The 21377-nt window shown below is 68.3% G+C and carries 16 protein-coding genes; 9 read left to right on the top strand and 7 right to left on the bottom strand.

The genetic code is table 11. The features are described from left to right. The 3 genes from polA to HNR60_RS00015 all read left to right on the top strand — a co-directional run. Positions 1–2163, top strand: a 2163-nt coding sequence (polA, locus tag HNR60_RS00005; protein ID WP_430694843.1) for a DNA polymerase I, incomplete at its 5' end; no start/stop codon positions are given. Between the two features lie 250 nt (positions 2164–2413). Continuing rightward, entirely contained in the window at positions 2414–2977 is a 564-nt protein-coding gene (pyrE, locus tag HNR60_RS00010) for an orotate phosphoribosyltransferase (protein WP_184252931.1), read from the top strand. 107 nt (positions 2978–3084) lie between these two features. Then, positions 3085–3873 carry a DUF2865 domain-containing protein gene (locus HNR60_RS00015; protein ID WP_184252933.1) on the top strand — a complete coding sequence of 263 codons (789 nt, stop codon included), beginning with the start codon at positions 3085–3087 and terminating at the stop codon, positions 3871–3873. Positions 3874–3963: 90 nt separating this feature from the next. On the opposite strand, the gene HNR60_RS00020 is transcribed toward HNR60_RS00015, so the two are convergent. Then, positions 3964–4395, bottom strand: coding sequence for a hypothetical protein (locus HNR60_RS00020; RefSeq protein WP_184252935.1), 432 nt, complete (start codon positions 4393–4395; stop codon positions 3964–3966). 361 nt (positions 4396–4756) lie between these two features. On the opposite strand from HNR60_RS00020, the gene HNR60_RS00025 reads away from it, so the two are divergent. After that, a complete protein-coding gene (locus HNR60_RS00025; RefSeq protein ID WP_184252937.1) occupies positions 4757–7273 on the top strand; it encodes a glycogen/starch/alpha-glucan phosphorylase in 2517 nt (838 codons plus the stop codon). Between the two features lie 209 nt (positions 7274–7482). Here HNR60_RS00025 and HNR60_RS00030 read toward each other — a convergent pair whose 3' ends face one another. Beyond that, positions 7483–8670: a DUF2125 domain-containing protein gene (locus HNR60_RS00030; protein ID WP_184252939.1), complete on the bottom strand. Its 1188-nt coding sequence runs from the start codon at positions 8668–8670 to the stop codon at positions 7483–7485. A 30-nt stretch (positions 8671–8700) separates the two neighbouring features. Between HNR60_RS00030 and HNR60_RS00035 the strand changes: the two genes are divergently transcribed. Next, the gene (locus tag HNR60_RS00035; RefSeq protein ID WP_184252941.1) at positions 8701–9297 is read left to right on the top strand and encodes a gamma-glutamylcyclotransferase; all 597 of its coding nucleotides are present in this window, start codon (positions 8701–8703) and stop codon (positions 9295–9297) included. A gap of 13 nt (positions 9298–9310) precedes the next feature. Here the strand turns inward: HNR60_RS00035 and HNR60_RS00040 are convergent, their stop codons facing one another. The 4 genes from HNR60_RS00040 to ftsE form a co-directional block, all read right to left on the bottom strand. Further along, complete coding sequence (locus HNR60_RS00040; RefSeq protein ID WP_184252943.1) at positions 9311–10102, bottom strand: lysophospholipid acyltransferase family protein; 792 nt, start codon at positions 10100–10102, stop codon at positions 9311–9313. A gap of 11 nt (positions 10103–10113) precedes the next feature. Continuing rightward, entirely contained in the window at positions 10114–10839 is a 726-nt protein-coding gene (locus tag HNR60_RS00045; RefSeq protein ID WP_184252945.1) for a YdcF family protein, read from the bottom strand. Between the two features lie 147 nt (positions 10840–10986). Next, positions 10987–11958, bottom strand: a complete 972-nt coding sequence (locus HNR60_RS00050; RefSeq protein WP_184252948.1) for a cell division protein FtsX — start codon at positions 11956–11958, stop codon at positions 10987–10989. Continuing rightward, positions 11951–12610, bottom strand: a complete 660-nt coding sequence (gene ftsE, locus HNR60_RS00055; protein ID WP_184252950.1) for a cell division ATP-binding protein FtsE — start codon at positions 12608–12610, stop codon at positions 11951–11953. The genes HNR60_RS00050 and ftsE overlap by 8 nt, the downstream gene beginning before the upstream one ends. A 207-nt stretch (positions 12611–12817) precedes the next feature. Between ftsE and HNR60_RS00060 the strand changes: the two genes are divergently transcribed. The 4 genes from HNR60_RS00060 to HNR60_RS00075 all read left to right on the top strand — a co-directional run bounded on the left by HNR60_RS00060 (position 12818) and on the right by HNR60_RS00075 (position 18589). Next, a complete protein-coding gene (locus HNR60_RS00060; protein WP_184252952.1) occupies positions 12818–13738 on the top strand; it encodes an MJ0042-type zinc finger domain-containing protein in 921 nt (306 codons plus the stop codon). A gap of 2 nt (positions 13739–13740) precedes the next feature. Continuing rightward, positions 13741–14109: a response regulator gene (locus HNR60_RS00065; protein WP_184252954.1), complete on the top strand. Its 369-nt coding sequence runs from the start codon at positions 13741–13743 to the stop codon at positions 14107–14109. A 1784-nt stretch (positions 14110–15893) separates the two neighbouring features. After that, entirely contained in the window at positions 15894–17132 is a 1239-nt protein-coding gene (locus tag HNR60_RS00070) for an ATP-grasp domain-containing protein (protein ID WP_184253625.1), read from the top strand. Next, positions 17129–18589 (top strand): pyridoxal-dependent decarboxylase, encoded by a 1461-nt coding sequence (locus tag HNR60_RS00075; protein WP_184252956.1) that lies wholly within the window; start codon positions 17129–17131, stop codon positions 18587–18589. Before HNR60_RS00070 ends, HNR60_RS00075 begins: the two co-directional genes overlap by 4 nt. Before the next feature lie 179 nt (positions 18590–18768). Here HNR60_RS00075 and HNR60_RS00080 read toward each other — a convergent pair whose 3' ends face one another. Then, positions 18769–21318, bottom strand: coding sequence for a TIGR02302 family protein (locus HNR60_RS00080; RefSeq protein WP_184252958.1), 2550 nt, complete (start codon positions 21316–21318; stop codon positions 18769–18771). Between the last annotated feature and the right edge of the window lie 59 nt (positions 21319–21377).

Genomic DNA, 21377 nt, shown 5'->3' on the forward strand with positions numbered 1-21377 from the left:
CGGGGCGGGCCGCCGCGCACCCCCCCCCCCCCCCCCCCCCCGCGCGGGGGGGGGGGGGCGGGCCGCCCCCCCCCCCCCCCCCCCCCCGGGGGGGGGGGGGGGGGGGGGGGGGCCACCACGGACGCCGGCGATCTTTTCGGGGCACCCCCCTCCCCGACCCTCCCCCGCAAGGGGGGAGGGAGCGCGCCGCAAACGGGGCAAGGCCTTGCCTCGTCAGCGCGGCAATCGAACGATGCCCTCACCCCGCAACACCTCGCCGCCGCGCGGGCCGAAGAGGCGCGGAAGATCCCGGTCGACCGCAACGGCTACGCCACGCTGCGCACGAGCGACGAGTTGAACCGCTGGATCGCCAAGATCCACGATCTCGGCCATGTCGCTTTCGAGGCCAAGGCCACCTTCGACATCAAGAGCGTGGTGGTCGATCCGATGCAGGCCGAACTCACCGGGCTGGCGCTGGCGCTGGGCCCCAATGAGGCCTGCTACATCCCGCTCGGCCACCGGCAATCCGGCGACGCCGCGGGGCTGTTCGCCGCAGGCCTGGCGCCCGAGCAGATCGCGACCCGCGAGGCGCTGGAGGCGCTGCGGCCGCTGCTGGAGTCGCCCGGCGTGCTCAAGGTCGGCTTCAACATCAAATTCACCGCGGTGCTGCTGGCGCAGCACGGCATCACGCTGCAAAACACCGACGACGTGCAGCTGATGTCGTATGCGCTCGACGCCGGCCGCCACGCCCACGGGCTCGACGCGCTCGCCGAGAACTGGCTCGGCCACAAGACGCTGAGCTATGGCGAGGTGATCGGCAGCGGCAAGGCCAAGCTGTCGTTCGACCAGGTCGCGATCGAGCGCGCCACCTGCTACGCCGCCGAAGACGCCGACGTGGCGCTGCGGCTGTGGCGGGTGCTGAAGCCGCGGCTGGTCGCCGAGCGGATGATGACGGTGTACGAGACGCTGGAGCGGCCGTTGATCGGCGTGCTGGCGCGGATGGAACGGCGCGGCATCTCGATCGACCGCCAGGAGCTGGCGCGGCTGTCGGGCGATTTCGCCCAGACCGCGGCGCGGATCGAAGCCGAGATCCGCGAGATCGCTGGCGAACAGATCAACATCGGCAGCCCGAAGCAGCTCGGCGATATTCTGTTCGGCAAGATGGGGCTGCCGGGCGGCTCCAAGACCAAGACCGGGGCGTGGTCGACCTCGGCGCAGATCCTGGAAGAGCTCGCCGAACAGGGCCACGACTTCCCGCGAAAGATCCTCGATTGGCGGCAGGTGTCGAAGCTGCGCTCCACCTACACCGACGCGCTGCCGACTTACGTGCATCCGCAGACCCAGCGGGTGCACACCACCTACGCGCTGGCGGCGACCACCACGGGACGGCTGTCGTCGAACGAGCCGAACCTGCAGAACATCCCGGTGCGCACCGAGGACGGCCGCAAGATCCGCCGCGCCTTCATTGCCGCCCCCGGCCACAAGCTCGTCTCGGCGGACTATTCGCAGATCGAACTGCGGCTGCTCGCCGAGATCGCCGACATCCCGGTGTTGAAACAGGCGTTCCAGGACGGCCTCGACATCCACGCCATGACCGCGTCGGAAATGTTCGGCGTGCCGATCAAGGATATGCCGGGCGAGGTGCGTCGCCGGGCGAAAGCGATCAATTTCGGCATCATCTACGGCATCTCGGCGTTCGGCCTCGCCAACCAGCTCGGCATCCCGCGCGAGGAGGCCGGCGCCTATATCAAGAAGTACTTCGAGCGCTTCCCCGGCATCCGCGCCTATATGGACGCCACGCGCGACTTCTGCCGCGCCCACGGCTATGTCGAGACGCTGTTCGGTCGCAAGTGCCATTACCCGGACATCAAGGCCAGCAACGCCTCGGTGCGCGCCTTCAACGAGCGCGCCGCGATCAATGCGCGGCTGCAAGGCACCGCCGCCGACATCATCCGCCGCGCCATGGTGCGGATGGAGGACGCGCTCGCCGAAAAGAAACTCTCGGCGCAGATGCTGTTGCAAGTTCATGACGAATTGATCTTCGAGGTGCCGGACGACGAGGTCGCGGCGACCTTGCCGGTGGTGCAGCACGTCATGCAGGACGCCCCGTTCCCGGCGGTGCTGCTGTCGGTGCCGCTGCAGGTCGACGCGCGGGCGGCGGCCAACTGGGACGAAGCGCATTGAGCGCTCATGGCGCCGTGCCCCGGACGCGGCGCAGCGCGCCGCGCTTTGCGGCGTGGTGCGCTGCAGATCCGGGGCCGTAACGGAACGCGGCCTTCGTAACGGTCCCGGCTCGCTGCGCACCGCTTCGCGCTGCGCCGCGTCCGGGACACGCGCAATGCCCGACCGACCTTCCTCACCCCGCGATCTCCGCTGGAGTTCGTCGGCCGCCGCCGATAGATTGCGGCGCAATCTCAAGCCCAAGAGAATCATCGTGTCGAAATCCGCCTCCCGCGCCCGCCTCGCCGACATCATCCGCGCCCGTTCGTTCGGCCGCGGCGAAATCACCTTGGCCTCGGGCCGCAAGAGCGACTTCTATTTCAACCTGAAGCCGACCATGCTCGACCCCGAGGGCGCAGCCTTGCTGGCCGAACTGACCTTCGAGGCGCTGCGCGAAGACAACGTCGATTATATCGGCGGGCTGGAGATGGGCGCGGTGCCGCTGGCCGGCGCGATCGCGCAATTGTCTTGGCTGAAGAACCATCCGATCGCGGCGTTCTTCGTGCGCAAGAAGCCGAAGGAGCACGGCGCCCGGCTCTCGGTCGAGGGGCTGTCAAAGACGGAAACCCTGCAAGGCAAGCGGGTGGTGATCGTCGAGGACGTCACCACCACCGGCGGCTCGGCGATCAAGGCCGCCGAATCGGTGCGCGAGGCCGGCGGCGTGATCGTGCTGGTGCTGACCATGGTCGACCGCGAAGAAGGCGCCACCGAAGCCTTCGCCGCCGCCGGGCTGCCGTTCCGCTCGCTGTACAAGGCGAGCGAATTTCTCAAGGCCTGACCCCTCCCGCGTCGCGCGCTTACTCGGCGTTTACCATCCCGCATTAAAGTTGCGCCAACGCCGGGCAAACGATCCGGCCTGGCACGACGGCCTGGGTGGAGTGAGCGTTGCGTCAACAGTTCGAATTTGCGCGGGCGCGCCGCGGCGCGACGCTGGCCCTCGCTTTGGCGGTCGCGCTGGCCCCGCAATTCGCCGCCGCCGAGAACTTCTTCGAGGCGCTGTTCGGCGGACTGCAGCCAAAGCCGCAGCAGCGCGGCGCGCCGACACCCTCGAACTTCTTTGCCGATCCGTTCGGCCTCAACCAGCAGGCTGCCCCGCCGCCGCCCCGCCCGGTGACAGCCTCCGGCTCCGGCCCGGCGTTCTGCGTGCGCAGCTGCGACGGCCGGTATTTTCCGCTGACCGCGCGCGGCGGCGCCACCCCGGCGCAGATGTGCCAGGCGTTCTGTCCGGCGAGCCCGACCAAGGTGTATTTCGGCAGCAATATCGACGGCGCCACCGCCGGCAATGGCGAGCGCTACGCCGACAGCGACAACGCCTTCGCCTATCGCAAGGCGCTGAAGCCGGATTGCACCTGCAACGGCCGCGATCCCGCCGGCCTCGCCCCGGTGGACCTCACGCTCGACACCTCGCTGCGCTCCGGCGACATCATCGCCACCACCAATGGTCTCGTGGCCTATTCGGGGGTGCGGGTCGGCGCCAACCAGACCGCGGAATTCACCCCGGTGAATTCCTATCCGGGGCTCACCGCCGAGGTCCGCGCCAGGCTCGGCGAAATGAAGGTGGCGCCGGTCAGCGCCGACATGCTGACCGAGACCGCACCGCTCGCCGACGTGGCGCTGCCGCCGGAGCCGGCCAAACCGGCGCCCGCCAAGGGCAAACGCGCCGAAGCGCGGTGACATCAGCATTCAAGATTTGAGGAATTTCGACGCCGTCATTCCGGGGCGCGAAGCCGCAGGCTGAGCGAACCCGGAATGACCGGCCTTGGTCTAGCGTCCCCGGACGATGCCGATCACATTCGGCGCCGACAGATACGCCTCCTCGATCCGGGCGCGGGCTGCGGCGCGGTTGTCGGGCGTCAGCAGGCCGCGCTGCTCGGCCAGAATCATCCAGCAATAGCCCCACCAGTCGGTCAGCATGCCGTGATCGTCGATCAGGTCGTAGCCCTGCCGGGCGGCAAAGATCCGGGCTTCGGCCTCGTCCAGCGAATCAAGCCAGGCGTGGTCGGCGGCAGAGAAGAGTTCGTCGCTGATATCATCGGTGCTGTAGCCCCAGATCGACTGGCACACCGCGTTGAATTCGCGGTCGAGCTGGTCGTCGTCGACCTGCTGCCGACCCGCCATCTGATGCAGCCGCGACAGCGACCGCGCGAAATCGGCGATTCGGGTCAGTGCGAACGACTCAAAAGCAGTGGTGGACATGTAGTCCTCACAAATTGCCAAAGGCCCCAGATGTTGTAGCCGCGAGGGCCCGAATCACTATGTTATATCAATGGCTTGGCAAAGTGTTCGCAATTTGTTCGCAAGCCCTCGGCCGCGGCGTGTCGCCGCCGCGACGGCGCCCGCCGGGGCTTGGGTGCGGCCCAACGGTATCCGGCGCCTCCGGTGTCCACCGAACTTGTCACCTCGTGATTTGCTCGCAACACTCCGGTGCTAGGTTGCCAAACGCGACGCATGCCTAAAAGCCATGCATCGCAGCGCCCAAACGATCGCCGCACCGCGGGTTCCGATCCACTGGGAATGCGCGTATGATCAGGCCTAACGCCAGTTTTAGGGTAACATTTTGCCAATTCAATCGACCACCGACGACTTCCGCCTGGCCAAGCCGCCGCTCGACGAGCTGGCTTTGGCCGAAATCAAAACCGCCATCGTCGCCAAGCTCACGCTGGCGATCGGCAAGGAAGCCGCGCTTGCCACCAAGCACGACTGGTACAAGGCCGCAGCCTTGGCGCTGCGCGACCGCATCGTGCATCGCTGGCTGATGTCCGAGAAGGACAGCTACGACGCCGGCCGCAAGCGGGTGTATTACCTGTCGCTGGAGTTCCTGATCGGCCGGCTGTTCACCGACGCGCTGAACAATATGGGCCTGCTGCCGCTGTTCGACGCCGCCCTCGGCGACCTCGGCGTCGGCCTGTCGGAGCTGCGCAAATGCGAGCCCGACGCCGCACTCGGCAATGGCGGCCTCGGCCGGCTCGCCGCCTGCTTCATGGAAAGCATGGCGACGCTGGAGATCCCGGCGTTCGGCTACGGCATCCGCTACGATTTCGGCCTGTTCCGCCAGATCATCACCCAGGGCTGGCAGCAGGAATATCCCGACGAATGGCTGGGCTTCGGCAATCCGTGGGAATTGCAGCGGCCGGAGGTGGTCTATCAGGTGCATTTCGGCGGCAGCGTCGAGCATTCGGTCGACTCCCGCGGCCAAGAACGCGCGATCTGGTATCCTGGTGAGACCGTGCAGGCGGTGGCCTACGACACCCCGATCGTCGGCTGGCGCGGCAAGCACGTCAACGCGCTGCGGCTGTGGTCGGCGCGGGCGCCCGATCCGCTGCGGATCGACGTGTTCAACACCGGCGACTATTTGGGCGCCACCGCCCACGAGGCGCGCGCCGAGGCGATCTGCAAATTCCTCTACCCCAACGACGAAAGCGCCGCCGGCCGCGAATTGCGGCTGCGGCAGGAATACTTCTTCGTCTCGGCGTCGCTGCAGGACCTGATCAAGCGGCATCTGCACGCCGAAGGCCAGCTGCGCAGCCTGGCCAAGAAGGCCGCGGTGCAGCTCAACGACACCCATCCGAGCCTCGCCGTCACCGAACTGATGCGGATCCTGATCGATCACCACGGCATGCAATGGGACGACGCCTGGGAAATCACCCGCGCGACGCTGTCCTACACCAACCACACGCTGCTGCCGGAGGCGCTGGAAACCTGGCCGGTCGAGTTGTTCGAGCGCTGCCTGCCGCGGCATCTCGAGATCATCTACCGCATCAACGAGCTGCATCTCGGCCTCGCCAATGCGTGCTGCCCGGGCGACGTCGATTTCCGCGCCTCGGTGTCGCTGATCGACGAGAAGGCCGGGCGGCGGGTGCGGATGGGCCATCTGGCGTTCATCGGCTCGCACCGCATCAACGGCGTCTCGGCGATGCACTCCGACCTGATGAAGGAGACGGTGTTTCACGATTTGCACCATCTCTATCCCGGCCGCATCACCAACAAGACCAACGGCATCACCTTCCGCCGCTGGCTGATGCTGGCCAATCCCGGGCTCACCGAGCTCGCGCGCGCCACCTGCGGCGACGAGGTGCTGGACGATCCGAGCCGTCTCGACCGGATGGAGGACTACGCCGGCGACAGCGCCTTCCAGCAGCAGTTCCGCAACGTCAAGCATCGCAACAAGGTGGCGTTGAGCCGGCTGATCGGCGAACGGCTCGGCATCAAGATCGACGCCAGCGCGCTGTTCGACGTGCAGATCAAGCGGATCCACGAATACAAGCGCCAGCTGCTCAACGTGCTGGAAACCATCGCGCTGTACTACGCGATCAAGGACGAGCCGCAGCGCGATTGGGTGCCGCGGGTCAAGATCTTCTCCGGCAAGGCCGCGGCGAGCTATCGCTACGCCAAATTGATCATCAAGCTGATCAACGACGTCGCCGAGACCATCAACAACGATCCGGACATCGCTGACCGGCTCAAGGTGGTGTTCCTGGCCGACTACAATGTCAGCCTGGCCGAGGTGATCATCCCGGCCGCCGACCTGTCGGAGCAGATCTCCACCGCCGGCATGGAGGCGTCGGGCACCGGCAACATGAAGCTCGGCCTGAACGGCGCGCTGACCATCGGCACGCTGGACGGCGCCAATATCGAAATGCGCGACCACGTCGGCGCCGAAAACATCGCGATCTTCGGCATGGAAGCGCTCGAAGTGGTGGCGCGCCGGGCCCAGGGGCTCGACGCCACCGACGTGATCGGGCGCTCGCCGCATCTGGCGCGGGCGATCCGCGCCGTCGATTCCGGGGTGTTCTCGCCGGACGACGTCGGCCGCTTCGCCTCGATCGCGCACGCGCTGCGCCATCTCGACCACTACATGGTCAGCGCCGATTTCGACTCCTACTACGAAGCCCAGCGCGGCATCGACGCGCGCTGGAGCGCCGGCCCGGCCTGGACCCGGGCGGCGATTCTCAACGTGTCGCGGATGGCGTGGTTCTCCTCGGACCGCACGATTCGGGAATACGCCGAGGACATCTGGGACGTCCCGACCACGCCGGCGGCGCAGCCGGCGCCGGTCCGCCAGGCCAAGCGGTAGTTCGGAGCCGTGCGTGGGGCGGGCTCGCCCGCCCCACGCACCGAGTCATTCCGGGGCGCGAGGCCGAAAGGCCGAGCGAACCCGGAATCTCGCTGCGGGCGCGAGAGTCTTCCACGTGTTGCAAGATTCCGGGTTCGCTCACGGCTGTCGCCGTTCGCGCCCCGGAATGACACGCTCGGAGGTTGGCCGCGCTAAAAAACCTTGTCGCGCTAAAACAGCGGCGGGATCTGCGCCACCTGCAGCGGCCCGATGAACACCGCGCCGTCGACGAAGCGCAGCGGGAAGGCCCGCGCCGGGCGACCCTCCAGCACGGCGTCCTTGCCGAGCGCGTTGATGCCGACGGCGACGCCGGCATTGGCGTTCTGCCGCACCGCCTTGCCGAGCCCGGGGATGGCGCGGTCGAGCGCGCCGAGCACGCTGTTGACGTCCTTGGCCCGCACCCCCGGCGCCACCCGGTCGAGCGTCGCCTGCGGCACGCCCTGCTCCAGCATCTTGTCGATGCCGAGCGCCGGGACCACCTTGTCGATGCCCGCCACCGTCATCTGCAATTCGCCGTCGAGCCGGCCGTTCGGGCTGAGCCCGAGCGTCCCGGTCGCAACCGCCACCAGCTCGCCCTGCTGGATTCGCGCGCGGCTGATCTCGACCTTGCCGCCGGCGGCCTGCAGCTCGCGAAACCGCTGCGGCCAGGGCTTTGGCGAAAAATCCTGCAGCCCGCTCAGCACCGCGCGGACGTCGGCGTCGAACGGCTCGGCCAACAGCGGATGCAGATCGTGCAGGCTGGCGCCTGCCAATTGCAGCACCGCCTCGAGCTGCCGCGACGCCGGCGGCATCGCGTCGAGCAGGCGGCCGTGCAGTTCGGCGTGGCGGGCGCGGCCCAGCGGGGTTTGCGCCGAGCCGGCGAGCCGATCCACCGCGGCGTCGTCGAACACGATGGACGCGCGCTGCGGCACCCCGGGCAGTCCGACCACGCTGGCGCGGGCGACGCTCCAGCTCACCGCCAGCGACGGCGGCTGGCCCGGCCCCGCCAGCACCGCGGGCGCGGCGAATTCGGCGATCAACAGCCGCGGATCGTAGATCTGCCCGACCACCAATATTTCGCCGAGCTTGGCGATCATCGGCGTCTGCTGCGGCGAGGCCGCCTGCGAGGTCAAAGCGACGCTGGCGTCCTTGCAGCGCACTTCCAGCCGGAACGGAAACCCGGCCACCGAACGGCTGCCGCAATCATAGGCCCGGCCGGACGCTGCTTCGCGGGCGCGCCAGGCGTCGACCGATTGATCGAGCCTGCCGGCGGTGTAAAACCAGAAGCCGCTCCAGGCCGCGGCCGCCGCCAGCAGCACAATCGGCAACACGAAAACCGGCCAAAGCCGTCGGCGCGGCGTGAGAAGCATTTCGGACATGCGGCGACCCTAGACCCGAGATTTTGTCAATTGAGCGATCCCCATATCACGTCGGCGAATAACCTGCCCGATGCCGCGACCGCCGCGGGCGACCTCTGGGTGTTCGGCTACGGTTCGCTGATGTGGAACCCGGGCTTCGGCTTTCTCGAACAGGTGCCGGCGCGGCTGATCGGCGAGCACCGCGCGCTCTGCGTCTATTCCTTCGTGCATCGCGGCACCCCCGAACAGCCCGGCCTGGTGCTCGGACTGGACCGCGGCGGCGCCTGCCGCGGCGTCGCGTTCCGGGTCGCGGCGGCGAACCGCGCCGACACCATCGAGTATTTGCGCGGACGCGAGCAGGTCACCAGCGTCTATCGCGAGGTGATGCGTTCGGTCTGGCTGCAGGACGACGCCCGCCGCCGGGTCAGCGCGTTGGCCTATGTGGTCGACCGCGGCCACGCGCAATATGCCGGGCGGCTCACCGAGGCCGAGCAGCTGCGCTACGTGCGGCAGGGCCACGGCCAGTCCGGCCCGAACCGCGACTATGTGCTGTCGACGGTCGAAGCGCTGGAGGCGCAAGGCTGCCGCGATGCGCAGCTGCATCGGCTGGCGATCCGGTTGCGCGACGATACCCCGCTGCACCGTTAAAGCGCTATGGCTGCTAAGCCGCCGGCGGCTTGGCCTTCAGCGGCGGCACCCGGCTCGGCACCCGGCCGAACAGCTGCGCCTGCTCCTTGCGGCCGGCTTCGATCAGACGGTTGGTCGCGGCCTCGATCACCTCGCTGACCTGCACCAAGAATTCCTTGCGCGGCAATCCGGCCGGCAGCGGATCGAGAAACTCGACCACGATGGTGCCGGGATAGCGCAGGAAGGTGCGGCGCGGCCAGAACAGCCCGGAATTCAACGCCACCGGAATGCACGGCACCTCGCAATCGGCGTAGATCTGGCCGACGCCGGTCTTGTAGCGCGGCTCGGCATCCACCGCGGTGCGGGTGCCTTCCGGAAAGATGATCAGTTGCCGGCCGCGGCGGACTTCCTCGCCGGCGCGGCGCGCCATGTCGACCAGCGCACGGCCGCCATTGGCGCGATTGACGCCGATCATGTCGGCCTTCGACAGATACCAGCCGAAGAACGGGATCCACAGCAATTCGCGCTTCAGGATGTACAGCGGCTGATCGAAGAACTGCAGCAGCGCGAAGGTTTCCCACATCGACTGATGTTTTGACGCGACGATCAGCGGGCCGGCCGGGATCTTCTCCAACCCGCGAAACTCCACCTTGGTGTTGCAGATCAGGCGCATCAGCCAGATGCTGCTCATCCCCCAATATTTCGCGATGTTGATGATCGCCCAACGCGGCATCAGAAAGGTCGGGATACCGACCAGCACCCAGAACACCAGCAGGATGTAGAACAGGATATTGAAGACCAGCGAGCGCAGAAAAATCGCAACCATGGAGCATCCGTTCAGTTGGCGACGGTCGTCGCCGGCTTGCGGCGTGCCACCCATTCGATCGCGGGCTCGCCGTCCGCCGTAAAATCCACCCCGAGGCCGGCCAGCCGGACCCGGGCCTCGGCGGCGATGTACTTGGCATATTCAGATAACAGCAGCCGGAAGGTGGCGCCACTGGTCCACCACGGATCATCGCGCCATTTGTCGCCGACCACCGCGAACGGGATCAGTTCGATATCCGGCATCGCGTGTGACATTTCGACGATCGCGCGCGGCATGTGGTAGTTCGATGTCACCACGATCAGCGAGCGGAAGCCGCGCTCGTGCGCCCAGCGCCGCGCCTCCGCGGCGTTGCTGCGGGTATTGACCGCGGAGCGGTCGAGGTCGACGCAGCAGCTGAGCAGCGGCTGGCTGTCCGGCAGCGACCGCGAGATGTCGCTGACGCCGTTGGTCGGATGCACGCCGGAGATCAACAGCCGCCGGCCGTAGCCCGCCGCCAATAGTTCGATCGCATCCGACACCCGCGAGGAGCCGCCGGTCAAAACCACGATGCCGTCGGCGCTGTGCCCGGGCTGAATCTCGGCGCCGCGCAATTGCGACAGAAACATCACGAAGCCGCTGGCCATGCCGACGAAGCCGAGCGCCAGCGTCGCCACGATGGCCGCGCGCAGGCTGCTGCAGCGCGGGCTTGGTGCCCCCTCTGCGAGGGTCGGCGGATCCTGGTCGTTCGGCAGCGTCATGCGAGGGCGATCGGTCTCATCGGCTCTGTTTCATCCCGGCACAGTAGAAGTTTTTCGGGCGAATTGAAGTCGCGCGGCGTAAGCACATCGCCCCGGCGGCGGCGCACCGCGACAACCGCTTGTTGCAAGGCCTCCCGCATCGCCGCCTCAATCGATTTCATCGAGCGTGGCGAACAGCGTGCGACGCGACGACCAGGCGGTGATCGCCGCAATCAGCACCGTCTGCACCGCCAGCGCCAGATAGCCCTGCGGCCGCAGCGAGAAGGTCCCGAGCAAAGCTGCGAACTGGTCGCCCACCGGGGTGCCGGAAAACCAACTTGCGATCGATTCCGAAAAGCCGAACACCAGCATCGCGATGCCGCCGCCGATCACCCCGCCCTCCAGCCCGAGCCGAAGAAAATGCCGCAGGAAATGGTTGGCGATGTAGCGGTCGCCGGCGCCGACGAAATGCAGCACCTCGACGATCGGCCGGTTCGCCGCCATCGCGCCGCGGGTGGCGAACGACACCGAGATGATGGTGGTGATGATCACCAGCGCCAGAATGCCGAGCCCGGCGATCACCGTGGCGCCGGTCATCGATCGCATCCGCTCGATCCAGGCGCGGTGGTCGTCGACGCTGGCGGACGGCGCCGCGGCGCTGACCCGGCGGCGCAATTCGGCGAGATCGAGCGGCGTGCCCGGTGACAGCCTGGCGATGATCACCCGCGGCACCGGCAGATCGTCCAGCGACAGCCCGGCGCCGAGCCACGGCTCCAACAGCTTGCCGGATTCCGCCTTGGTGAACGGCCGCACCTCGACGATGCCGGGCTGGGTGCGCATCGCCTCGGCGACCGCCACCACGTCGCGCTCGATGTCGCGGCCGGCGACCGCGCGGACCTGGATGGTGATTTCGCTGGCGACCTCGGATTGCCATTCCGCCGCCGACGCGCTGATCAGCAGCACCGCGCCGGTGGTGATCGAGGCCAGGAAGGTCATCATCGCCACCACCGCGACCAGCGCGCGGCCGGCGATCGAGGCGCGCGGCACGATCGGCGACAGATTGCGCGCGCGCGCCGGCACCTGCGGACGATCGTGTCCGAGGTCCATCAGCACGCCGCGCTCTTTGTCGGTCCTATTCATAGACGTGCAGCCGCCCCTGATGCAGCACAAGGCGCCGCGCTTCGTATTGATCCATCAAGGTTATGTCATGGGTGGCGATGATCACCGCGGTGCCGGATTTGTTGAGCTCGATGAACAGCCGCAGCAGCCGCCGCCCCAGCGTCGGATCGACGTTGCCGGTCGGCTCGTCGGCCAGCAACAGATGCGGCCGCGCGATCACCGCCCGCGCGATGGCGGCGCGCTGCTTCTCGCCGCCCGACAGCACCGGCGGCAGCGCGTCCATCCGCTCGCCGAGCCCGACCCATTTCAACAGGTCGATCACCTCGCGGCGATAGCTGGATTCCTCGCGGCCGGTGACCCGGAACGGCAGCGCGACGTTTTCATACGTGGTCATGTGGTCGAGCAGGCGGAAATCCTGCAGCACGATGCCGATGCGCTGGCGCAATTGCGCGATCTCGTCCTTGCCGAGCTGCGAGACGTCGTTGCCGAACAGCGTCACCAGGCCGCGGGTCGGCCGCAACGACAGGAACAACAGCCGCAGCAGCGAAGTCTTGCCGGCGCCCGACGGCCCGGTGAGAAACTGGAACGAGTGCGCCGGGATCTGGAAATTGAGATCGCGCAAGATCTCCGGACCGAGCCCGTAGCGCAGGCCGACATTTTCGAACCGAACCACATTCAGCTCCGTTCGACGCTGGCGCGACAGCGGATTGCACGGCGCCACATCTGCCGCCATCGGCGCCGCCGGGCACCGCGAAAAGGCCCCGGCGCGGCTGCGCGGACCAACCCCGTTCCTTGCATCGGTTGTGAACCGTTTATGGTTTCCAGTTCGTTAACGGACGTAGGATAGGATCGGCTTAGCATCATAGGTACGATTCGCTCCATGCACATCGTTTGCCCGCATTGTACGACATCCTATGCGATCGGCCCGAACACCCTGGGTGCGGCCGGCCGCAGCGTGCGTTGCGCCCGCTGCAAGCAGGTCTGGCTGGCACGGCCGGAAGACGCCATCGCGGCCGACGCCAGGCAGCCGAGCATGGCGGGCGCCGCGGAACACGCCGAGCCAGATCCGGCTCCGCCGCCGCCGGAACCGGCAGCCGAGGCCGAGTGGAACACGCCGCAGGTCGACAGCCCGTCGATCTCCACCGAAATGCCGGCGTCCGAAGAAGACCCGGTGATGCGGCAGAAATTGGCCGCGCAGGCCGCCTGGGCGGCGCTGGCGCAACACGATGAAGACGCCGACCTGCCGCCTCCCGCGCCGCCGTCGCGGGTGAAATTGCCGCGCGCCACGCTGCCGAAGCTTCCGGCCTGGCTGCCGCTGCCGCGCAACCCGCTCGCCCGGCTGCCGCAGCCGTTGCGTTCGATCTTCAGCCTGCCCTCGGCCTGCGCGGCGATGGCCGCGCTGCTGATGGCGCTGGTGATCTGGCGCGCCGACGTGGTCCGCGCGCTGCCGCAGACCGCGACATTCTATCAACTGGCCGGCCTCGAGGTGAATCTGCGCGGGCTGGCGATCAAGGACGTCAAGATCACCACCGAGGCCGTCGACGGCAAGCCGGTGCTGGTGATCGAGGGCGTGGTGATCGATCAGGCCAGGAAGCCGGTCGAGCTGCCGCGGCTGCGCTTCGTGGTCCGCGACGAGCGCGGCACCGAGATCTACGCCTGGAACGCGGTGCTCGAACAAGCCGTGCTGAACCCCGGCGAAAAGGCCTGGTTCCGGTCGCGGCTGGCGTCGCCGCCGCCGGAAGCCCGCAGTATCGACGTGCGCTTCTTCAACCGCCGCGACCTCAACGGCGGAGGCGCGTAGCCATGGCGCGGGTGCTGATCGCCGACGACGAGGAATCGATGCGGGTGATGGTCGCCCGCGCGATTGCGCTCGACGGTCATGACATCGTCACCGCGCAGGACGGCGCCGAGGCGCTGGAAATCCTCAACGACAAAGGCGCGTTCGATCTGCTGCTGACCGATATCAAGATGCCGATCATGGACGGCATCGCGCTGGCGCTCGCCGCGGCACAGCAGTTTCCCGGACTGACGATCGTGCTGATGACCGGCTTTGCCGATCAGCGCGAGCGCGCCTCCGGGCTCGACGCCATCGTCAGCGACGTCATCCGCAAGCCGTTCTCGGTGGCCGAGATCCGCGCCGCGGTCGCCAAGGCGCTCGCCGGCCGGTCGTAAGCTCGCCGCGACGAGCCCGCCCCGAAATACTACCGACCCATCCGCTAAGGTGTTGTTAACCATACACCATCTACCGTTCCGCGGAGTTCGCGGCGTGCGTCGCGATCACACGACCGTCCGAAAACCCTCGATGGTGGCCGCGCCGGGCGAGAGGGTGAGCAATGTCGTACGGCAGGCTTCGACTGCCCGTGGTGGATGATCCCAGGCCCCGGGCGCAACGGCAGGACGGCCCCGCAGTGCAGCTTCGCGACCTGTTCGTGCCGCTGCATCGGCTGCTACTCGCCGACGGCGACGGCCGGCTCGCGCTCACCGCCGGCGGCGCCAACGCTTACTACTGCCGGCCGACGCCGTGTCCCGACGCGCTGGAATTTTCCTCGAGCACCGCCAGTTCGATTTCGCGACGCGGCTATGAAGCGGCGGGGCGAGCCCGCGGCGCGCTGATGCAGGCCGCGATCCAGCACGGCCTCGAAGCCGCTTACGAGACTCGCATCGACCAGATGCGCTATGAACTGAAGGCGCTGCTCGGGCTCGACGGATCGGCGACCGAGGTGGTGTTCTCCGCCTCCGGCACCGACGCGCAGCTGCAGGCGCTGGCGCTGACCCGCGCGCTGCTCGGGGAGCGGCTGACCAGCATCATCGTCGGCGCCGATCAGACCGGCAGCGGCACCGTGCACACCGCGCGCGGCCGGCATTTCGGCGACGTAACCTCGAATGGTCAGACCGTCGCAAAGGGCACCCCGCTCGCCGGACTGCCATCGATCAAGTCCATCGCGCTGTCGCTGCGCGACACCGCCGGTGAGCGTTTGTCGGAGAGCGAGGTCGACGCGCAAGTACTCGCCGCGGTGACGCGCGCCGTGGCGAGCGGCGACCGCGTGCTGCTGCAACTGATGGATTGCTCGAAGCTCGGCTGGCGGGCGCCGAGCGACCTTCTGATCGCCGAGATCGCGACGCGCTGGCCGACCCAGGTGCAGCTCGTGGTCGACGCCTGCCAGATGCGGCTGTCGCGGCGCCGAATCGCCTGGTACCTCGATCGCGGCGCCATGGTGCTGCTGACCGGCTCGAAATTCTTCACCGGCCCGGCGTTCAGCGGGGCGCTGCTGCTGCCGCCGCCGTTGGCGCAAACACTGAGTGCGCGCGACGCCGACCTCTCCGGGTTGCACGCTTACAATGTCCGCAGCGACTGGCCGCGAGCCTGGACCGCGTTGCGCGGACAATTTGCGCCGCGGCTGAAGGTCGGGCAATGGCTGCGCTGGGAAGCAGCCCTTGAAGAGATCCGCGCCTACTACGCGGTGCCGGACCAGTTTCGCCGCACCGCGCTGCACGAGCTCGGCGTCGGCATTGCGCGGATGATCGCGGCGTCGCCGTCGTTGCGGCTGCTTCCGCCGCAGCAACATCCCGGCGATGACGAGATGGCGCTGCCGACGATCTTTGCGTTTACGCTCGAGCCGGACGGCGTTCCGCTCGCATCGCAAGCCTGCAAGGGGATCCACCGCGCGCTGGCCCGCGCCGAAGCCGATTCCCATTCCGGCGGGGTCGACGACCTCGTCACCGAAGCGAGCTGCCTGGTCGGCCAGCCGGTGGAGTGGCAGGGCGCCGCCGGCCAATCCATCGCCGCGCTGCGAATCTGCATCGGCGCGCGCCACGTCAGCGACGCCTGGTCGGCCGACGCTTCGCTCGCCAAGCGCAACCTGCAGCGCCAGCTCGCCCACGTCGCGACCATCGTCGCCAGAACCGAATGGCTGCTGCGGCAGCACCACGAAACCACAATTTTTTCGAGGAGCCCCATGGCCACACAGCCCGAGACGACGAGTGCCGCCGCCGACCGCATCGGTTTCGCGCGATTGACCAAGATGGCGTTCGACGGCGTCAGCCTGCTGCCGCTGTGGCAGGAGCTGATCGGCAAGGTGACGAACGGCACCGCCAGCGCCGGCGAAGGCCTCGACCTGTCGCTGATCGCGCAGCTGCTCGGCCAGAAGGAAACCGGGCTCGCGGTTCAGGACGAGGTGCTGGCGCTGCACCAGCTGTTCCGCTCGCCCTGCTCGGCCGAGCAGCCGCGGCTGCGGGTGCTGGCGCTGGCGGCGGCGATCGACATGGGCGGCAACACGCCGATCGAATTTCTGCTGGAAAACAGCGGCATCGAACTGACCACGCTCTACGTGGTGCCAGGCGCCGGCATCCCCGATCAACTTCCCGAGCATGACGTCGCCATCGTCATCGCCTCGGATTCCGAGGAGTGCCGCTATGCGCTGGCCGAGATCGCCAAGCGCGCGCCGAGCTGGCCGCGGCCGCTGCTCAATCCGCCGGACCGCATCGGCAATCTCGATCGCGACAAGCTGCATCGCCTGCTGCGCGGCATCGACGGGCTCGAGATTCCCGCCACCGCTTCGGTGAGCCGCGCGCAGCTGGTCGAAGTCCTGCTGATGTCGCAGACGCTGGCGGACGTCGCCGCCGGCGCCGACTTCCCGGTGATCATCCGGCCGCGCGGCTCGCACGCCGGCGTCGGCCTCGTCAAGCTCGACGATTCGGTCGCGCTGGCGAACTATCTGATCGAACGCCGCGAGCAGGAGTTCTTCGTCTCTCCCTTCGTGGATTATTCCAGCGAAGACGGCCTGTTCCGCAAGTACCGGATCGTGATCGCCGACGGCAAGGCCTATGCGTGCCACATGGCGATCGCCGACCAGTGGAACATCTGGTACCTCAACGCCGGAATGTCCGAGAGCGCGGAGAAGCGGCTGGAAGAGGCCACCTTCATGTACACCTTCGATTTCGGCTTCGCGCTGCGCCACCGCTCCGCACTCGCCACGATGAGCGAGCGCGTCGGGCTCGACTACTTCATGGTGGACTGCGCGCAGACCAAGGCGGGCGACCTGCTGATCTTCGAGGCCGACAACACCGCGGTGGTGCACAACATGGATTCGCCGGAGCTCTATCCCTACAAGCCGCCGCAGATGCACAAGATCTTCGACGCCTTCGCGGCGATGCTCGCGCGCCGCGTGGCGCAGCACGCGGACCGCGCGGCGTGAGCGTGGCGCGGCGCGAGGCCGCGGATATCTTGGGCGCCAGCGAAACGCTGGATCCGCAGGACTGGGACGAGTTGCGCGCCCAGGGCCACCGTATGCTCGACGACATGATCGATTACATCGCCGAAGTGCGCGAGCGGCCGGTGTGGCAGCCGATCCCGGACGCGGTGCGCGGCCAATTCCAGCAGGCGCTGCCGCGGGCGCCGTCTGCGCTGGGCGACGTCTATGGCGAATTCAGCGAGCTGATCGCGCCCTACGCGACGGGGAATGTGCATCCCGGCTTCATGGGCTGGGTGCATGGCGGCGGCACCGCGGTCGGGCTACTGGCGGAGATGCTTGCGGCGGGGCTCAACGCCAATTGCGGCGGCCGCAACCACATGCCGATCGAGGTCGAACGCCAGATCGTGCGCTGGGTGCGGCAGCTGTTCGGCTTTCCGGAGACCGCCAGCGGCGTATTCGTCACCGGCACCTCGATGGCCAATCTGATGGCGGTGCTGGTGGCGCGCACCGCGACGCTCGGCACCGAAGTGCGGCAGCGCGGCCTCGGCGACGCCGGTCTCACGGCTTACACATCGGTCGCGGCACACGGCTGCATCGCGCAGGCGATGGACCTCGCAGGATTGGGCCGCGACGCGCTGCGGCGGATCGGCAGCGACCATGCTCATCGCATGGACCTTGCCGCGTTGCGGGCGCGGATCGCCGAGGATCGCGCCGCCGGGCGGCGGCCGTTCCTGGTGATCGGCACCGCGGGCGCGGTCGACACCGGCGCGATCGACGACCTCGACGCGCTGGCTGAGTTGTGCCGCGCGGAAAAGCTGTGGTTTCACATCGACGGCGCGTTCGGCGCGCTCGGCATGCTGTCGCCGCAGATCGCGCCGCGGCTCAAGGGCCTGGAGCGCGCGGATTCCATCGCGTTCGATTTCCACAAATGGGGCCAGGTGCAATACGACGCCGGCTTTCTCTTGGTGCGCGACGGCGAACGGCACCGCGAGACCTTCGCCGCCCCCGTCGCTTATCTCCGCCGCGAGACCCGCGGGCTTGCCGCCGGCTCGCCGTGGCCGTGCGATTTCGGCCCTGATTTGTCGCGCGGCTTCCGCGCGCTGAAGACCTGGTTCACGCTGAAGACCTACGGCACCGACAAGCTCGGCGCGATGATCGAGCGCACCTGCGCGCTGGCGAAGTATCTGGAGGCGACGATTTTGGCCGAGCCGCGGCTGGAATTGCTGGCGCCGGTCGCGCTCAACATCGTCTGCTTCCGCTTCCGCGGCGACGACCCCAACCCTCTCAACGCCGAGATCGTCGCCGACCTGCACGAATCCGGCATCGTGGCGCCCTCGACCACCACGATCCACGGCGCGCTGGCGATCCGCGCGGCGATCGTCAACCACCGCACCGACGTGCAGGATGTAGATGCGCTGGTCGAGGCGGTGCTGCGGTTCGGCACGGCGCGGGCGAAGTAGCGGCCGATCTTTGGAGTTGATTGCGCCTACGTAAAGCGTGCCCCGGACGCAGCGCACCGCGCCGCTCTTGCGGCGTGGTGCGCTGCAGAGCCGGGGCCGTTACGGACGCAGCGCTTGGAATGGTCCCGGCTCGCGTCGCAGCGCAAGGGCGCTGCTCGCGTCCGGGACACGGCGTTGGCCTAATAATCCTTCAGCAGCCGCTCGATGTAGTCGAGTTCGATCTGCGGGCGCTGGGTGTCGCCGAGCCGGCGGCGCAGCTCTTCGAGGATGCGGCGGACCCGCTGCACGTCGATCTCGCCGGGGATCTTCACCGTGGCGTCGTCGCCGAATTCGCGGCCGTGCAGCGGCCGGCCGAGCGGATCGGCGTCATTGCCGCCGCTCTGCTGGCGTCCCGGACGATTGCCGGGGCCGTCACCCTCGCCCTCGCCCTGCTGCATCGCCTCGGCGAGTTTTTGCGCGCCCTTGCGCAACGCCTCCAGCGCCTTGCCTTGAGAATCCACCGCGCCCTCGGCATTGCCGTCGCCGAGCCGGCCGCCGGCATCGCCCATCGCGCTGTCGGCGTCGCCGAGCCCCTCGCCGCCCTGGCCCTGGTCGCCCTGGCCCTGGTCGCCCGGCTCGCCGCCTTGGCCTTGTTCGCCCTTGTCTCCGCGCGGCGCCTGCCCCATGCCGCGCTTGGCCAATTCTTCCTGCAGCTTCTTCAGCCGGTCGCGCAGCCCCTGCTGATCCTGCTGCAGATCGCTGAGGCTTTGTTCGCCGGGCTTCTTGCCGCGCTCGCGGCGCTGGTCCTGGCCCTGCTGATAGGTCTTGTCGCGCAATTGCTGCTGCTTGCGGATCATGTCGCCGAGTTCGTTCAGCGCCTGCTGCATGTCGCCGTCGCCCTGCTGGCCGGGCTGCGCCATCTGCAGGTTCTCCAGCATCTGCTGCATCTGTTCGAGCAATTGCTTGGCGGCGTCCTTGTCGCCGGAGCGCGACAGCCGCTCCATGCGCTCGATCATGTTGTTGAGATCCTGCTGCCGCAGCATCTTGGTGTTCTGGTCGAGCGGACGGGCGAGCTGCTGCGGATTGTTGCGCATCTGCTCGGCGAGTTGCTTGAGGAAATTGTCCAGCGCGGCGCGCAGATTCTCGGTGAGCTTCTTGATCTCCTCGTCGCTGGCGCCGCGTTCCAGCGCCTGCTTCAACGCCTCCTGCGCGGCGCGCAGCGCCTTGTCGACGTCGCTGATATTGCCGTCCTCGATCGTCACCGCGAGCGCCCACAGGCTGCCGACCACTTCGCGCAACGCGTCGTCGCTGCGCGCGCGTTCCAGCTGGTTGGAGACCGTGAACAGCCCGAGATACTGCCCGGGCTCCGGGGTGAATACTTCCGGCGCGATCATCAGCGCGGCGAGCGCCGCATAGACGTCGGCGTTGCGGCCGCCGTCGAGCGCCAGAATCCGCCGCTGCTCGATCAAGGCGCGCGCCAGCGGCTTGGTGAACAGCCGCTCCGGCAGCCGCATCTCGAACGGCTCGCTCTTGCCTTCGTTGCCGGCCTCGTCCTTGGCGGCGAGCGTCAGCGTCACCTCGGCGCCGGCATAGGGATCTTCGCTGAGGTCCTTCACGGTCTGGCCGACGCCATTGCGGGTCCGCGCATTCGGCAGCACCAGCGAGAATTGCGGCGGCTCGAACAGCGGCCGCGCCGCGGCGCCGCCCTGGGTCTCACCGGGGCGCGCGACGAATTTGGCGTGGGCTTCGGTGACGCCGTAGTCGTCTTCGAGCTTGTAGGACAGCTGCAGCGAGCCGCGGGCCTGGCGCTCCGGATCTTTCGCGAGCGCAATGCCGGGCGCGCGATCGGCGGCGGCGGTGAATTTCCACAGCGGTTGGCCGGAGGGCGAGCGGACCTGCGCCGAGCCATCGCCCGCAATGCTGAAATGCCGCTCGCTGGTGCCGGTGGGCGGCGGCGCGGTCGGCGGCGTTTCGGTGATGCCGCCCGACACCGCGACGTCGAGCGAGCCGCCGCTGGCGCGCACCACCAGCGTCGAGCCGGCCGGAACCGGCAGCACCGGCGCATCGCCGGCCGCCTCGCGGCTCGCAGTCAGGATGATCGGCGGCTTGCTGGTGTAGAGCGGCGGCGCCACCCAGGCATCGACGCGGGTCGTCGCCGGGGTCAGCACGCCGTTCCAGTCGAACGCCGCCGCCACCCGCGCGGTACGTTCGTCGCCGGCGGCGATGAACGTCGCCACCAACAGCACCGCGACCAGCGCGCGCAGCGCCCAGGGATCGTGGATCGCCAGCCGCGGCGACGGCAGCCCGGCGCGCACCGTTTTCAACGAGGCCAAAGTGCGCTGCCGCTGCACCTGCCATAGCGCCTGCGCCACCGGATCTTTCGACGCCAGCGTGTCGGCCAGCGCGGTGGCCGGGCGATGCTTGATGCCGGTGCCGCGGTCGAGCCGGCTCAGCGCCTCGTCGCGGCGCGGCCAGCGGAATTTGATCAGCGGGATCAACACGGCGAGCGCCGCGACCAGCAACAGCGCCAGCCCGATCGCGCGACCGACGAACGGCAGCGCCAGCCACAGCCCGGCCCAGGACAATGCCAGGAACAGCCCGGCGACGCTCAGCAGCCGCGCCAGCGACGGCCAACCGCGCTCCCAGGCGATCGCCCACTTGGCCCGCCGCAACGCTTGCGCCAGATGCAGACCTGTGGCGGCCTCGGGATCGCGCGCCTTCTGTGCGGGGTCGGGGGGTGCGCCGCTCAATGAGCTCTCCGGGTTGTGCGAACTGCAGCCTACCACAACGGCGGCAATGAGGCACCTTG

Origin of the sequence: Rhodopseudomonas rhenobacensis (assembly GCF_014203125.1) — a bacterium.
Classification (GTDB): domain Bacteria; phylum Pseudomonadota; class Alphaproteobacteria; order Rhizobiales; family Xanthobacteraceae; genus Rhodopseudomonas_A; species Rhodopseudomonas_A rhenobacensis.

Excerpts from the sequence above, each read along its gene's own strand:
- HNR60_RS00020 (WP_184252935.1), bottom strand. The coding sequence starts at position 4,395 with ATGTCCACCACTGCTTTTGAGTCGTTCGCACTGACCCGAATCGCCGAT.
- HNR60_RS00030 (WP_184252939.1), bottom strand. The coding sequence starts at position 8,670 with ATGTCCGAAATGCTTCTCACGCCGCGCCGACGGCTTTGGCCGGTTTTC.
- HNR60_RS00040 (WP_184252943.1), bottom strand. The coding sequence starts at position 10,102 with ATGGTTGCGATTTTTCTGCGCTCGCTGGTCTTCAATATCCTGTTCTAC.
- HNR60_RS00045 (WP_184252945.1), bottom strand. The coding sequence starts at position 10,839 with ATGACGCTGCCGAACGACCAGGATCCGCCGACCCTCGCAGAGGGGGCA.
- HNR60_RS00050 (WP_184252948.1), bottom strand. The coding sequence starts at position 11,958 with ATGAATAGGACCGACAAAGAGCGCGGCGTGCTGATGGACCTCGGACAC.
- HNR60_RS00060 (WP_184252952.1), top strand. The coding sequence starts at position 12,818 with ATGCACATCGTTTGCCCGCATTGTACGACATCCTATGCGATCGGCCCG.
- HNR60_RS00065 (WP_184252954.1), top strand. The coding sequence starts at position 13,741 with ATGGCGCGGGTGCTGATCGCCGACGACGAGGAATCGATGCGGGTGATG.
- HNR60_RS00070 (WP_184253625.1), top strand. The coding sequence starts at position 15,894 with ATGGCCACACAGCCCGAGACGACGAGTGCCGCCGCCGACCGCATCGGT.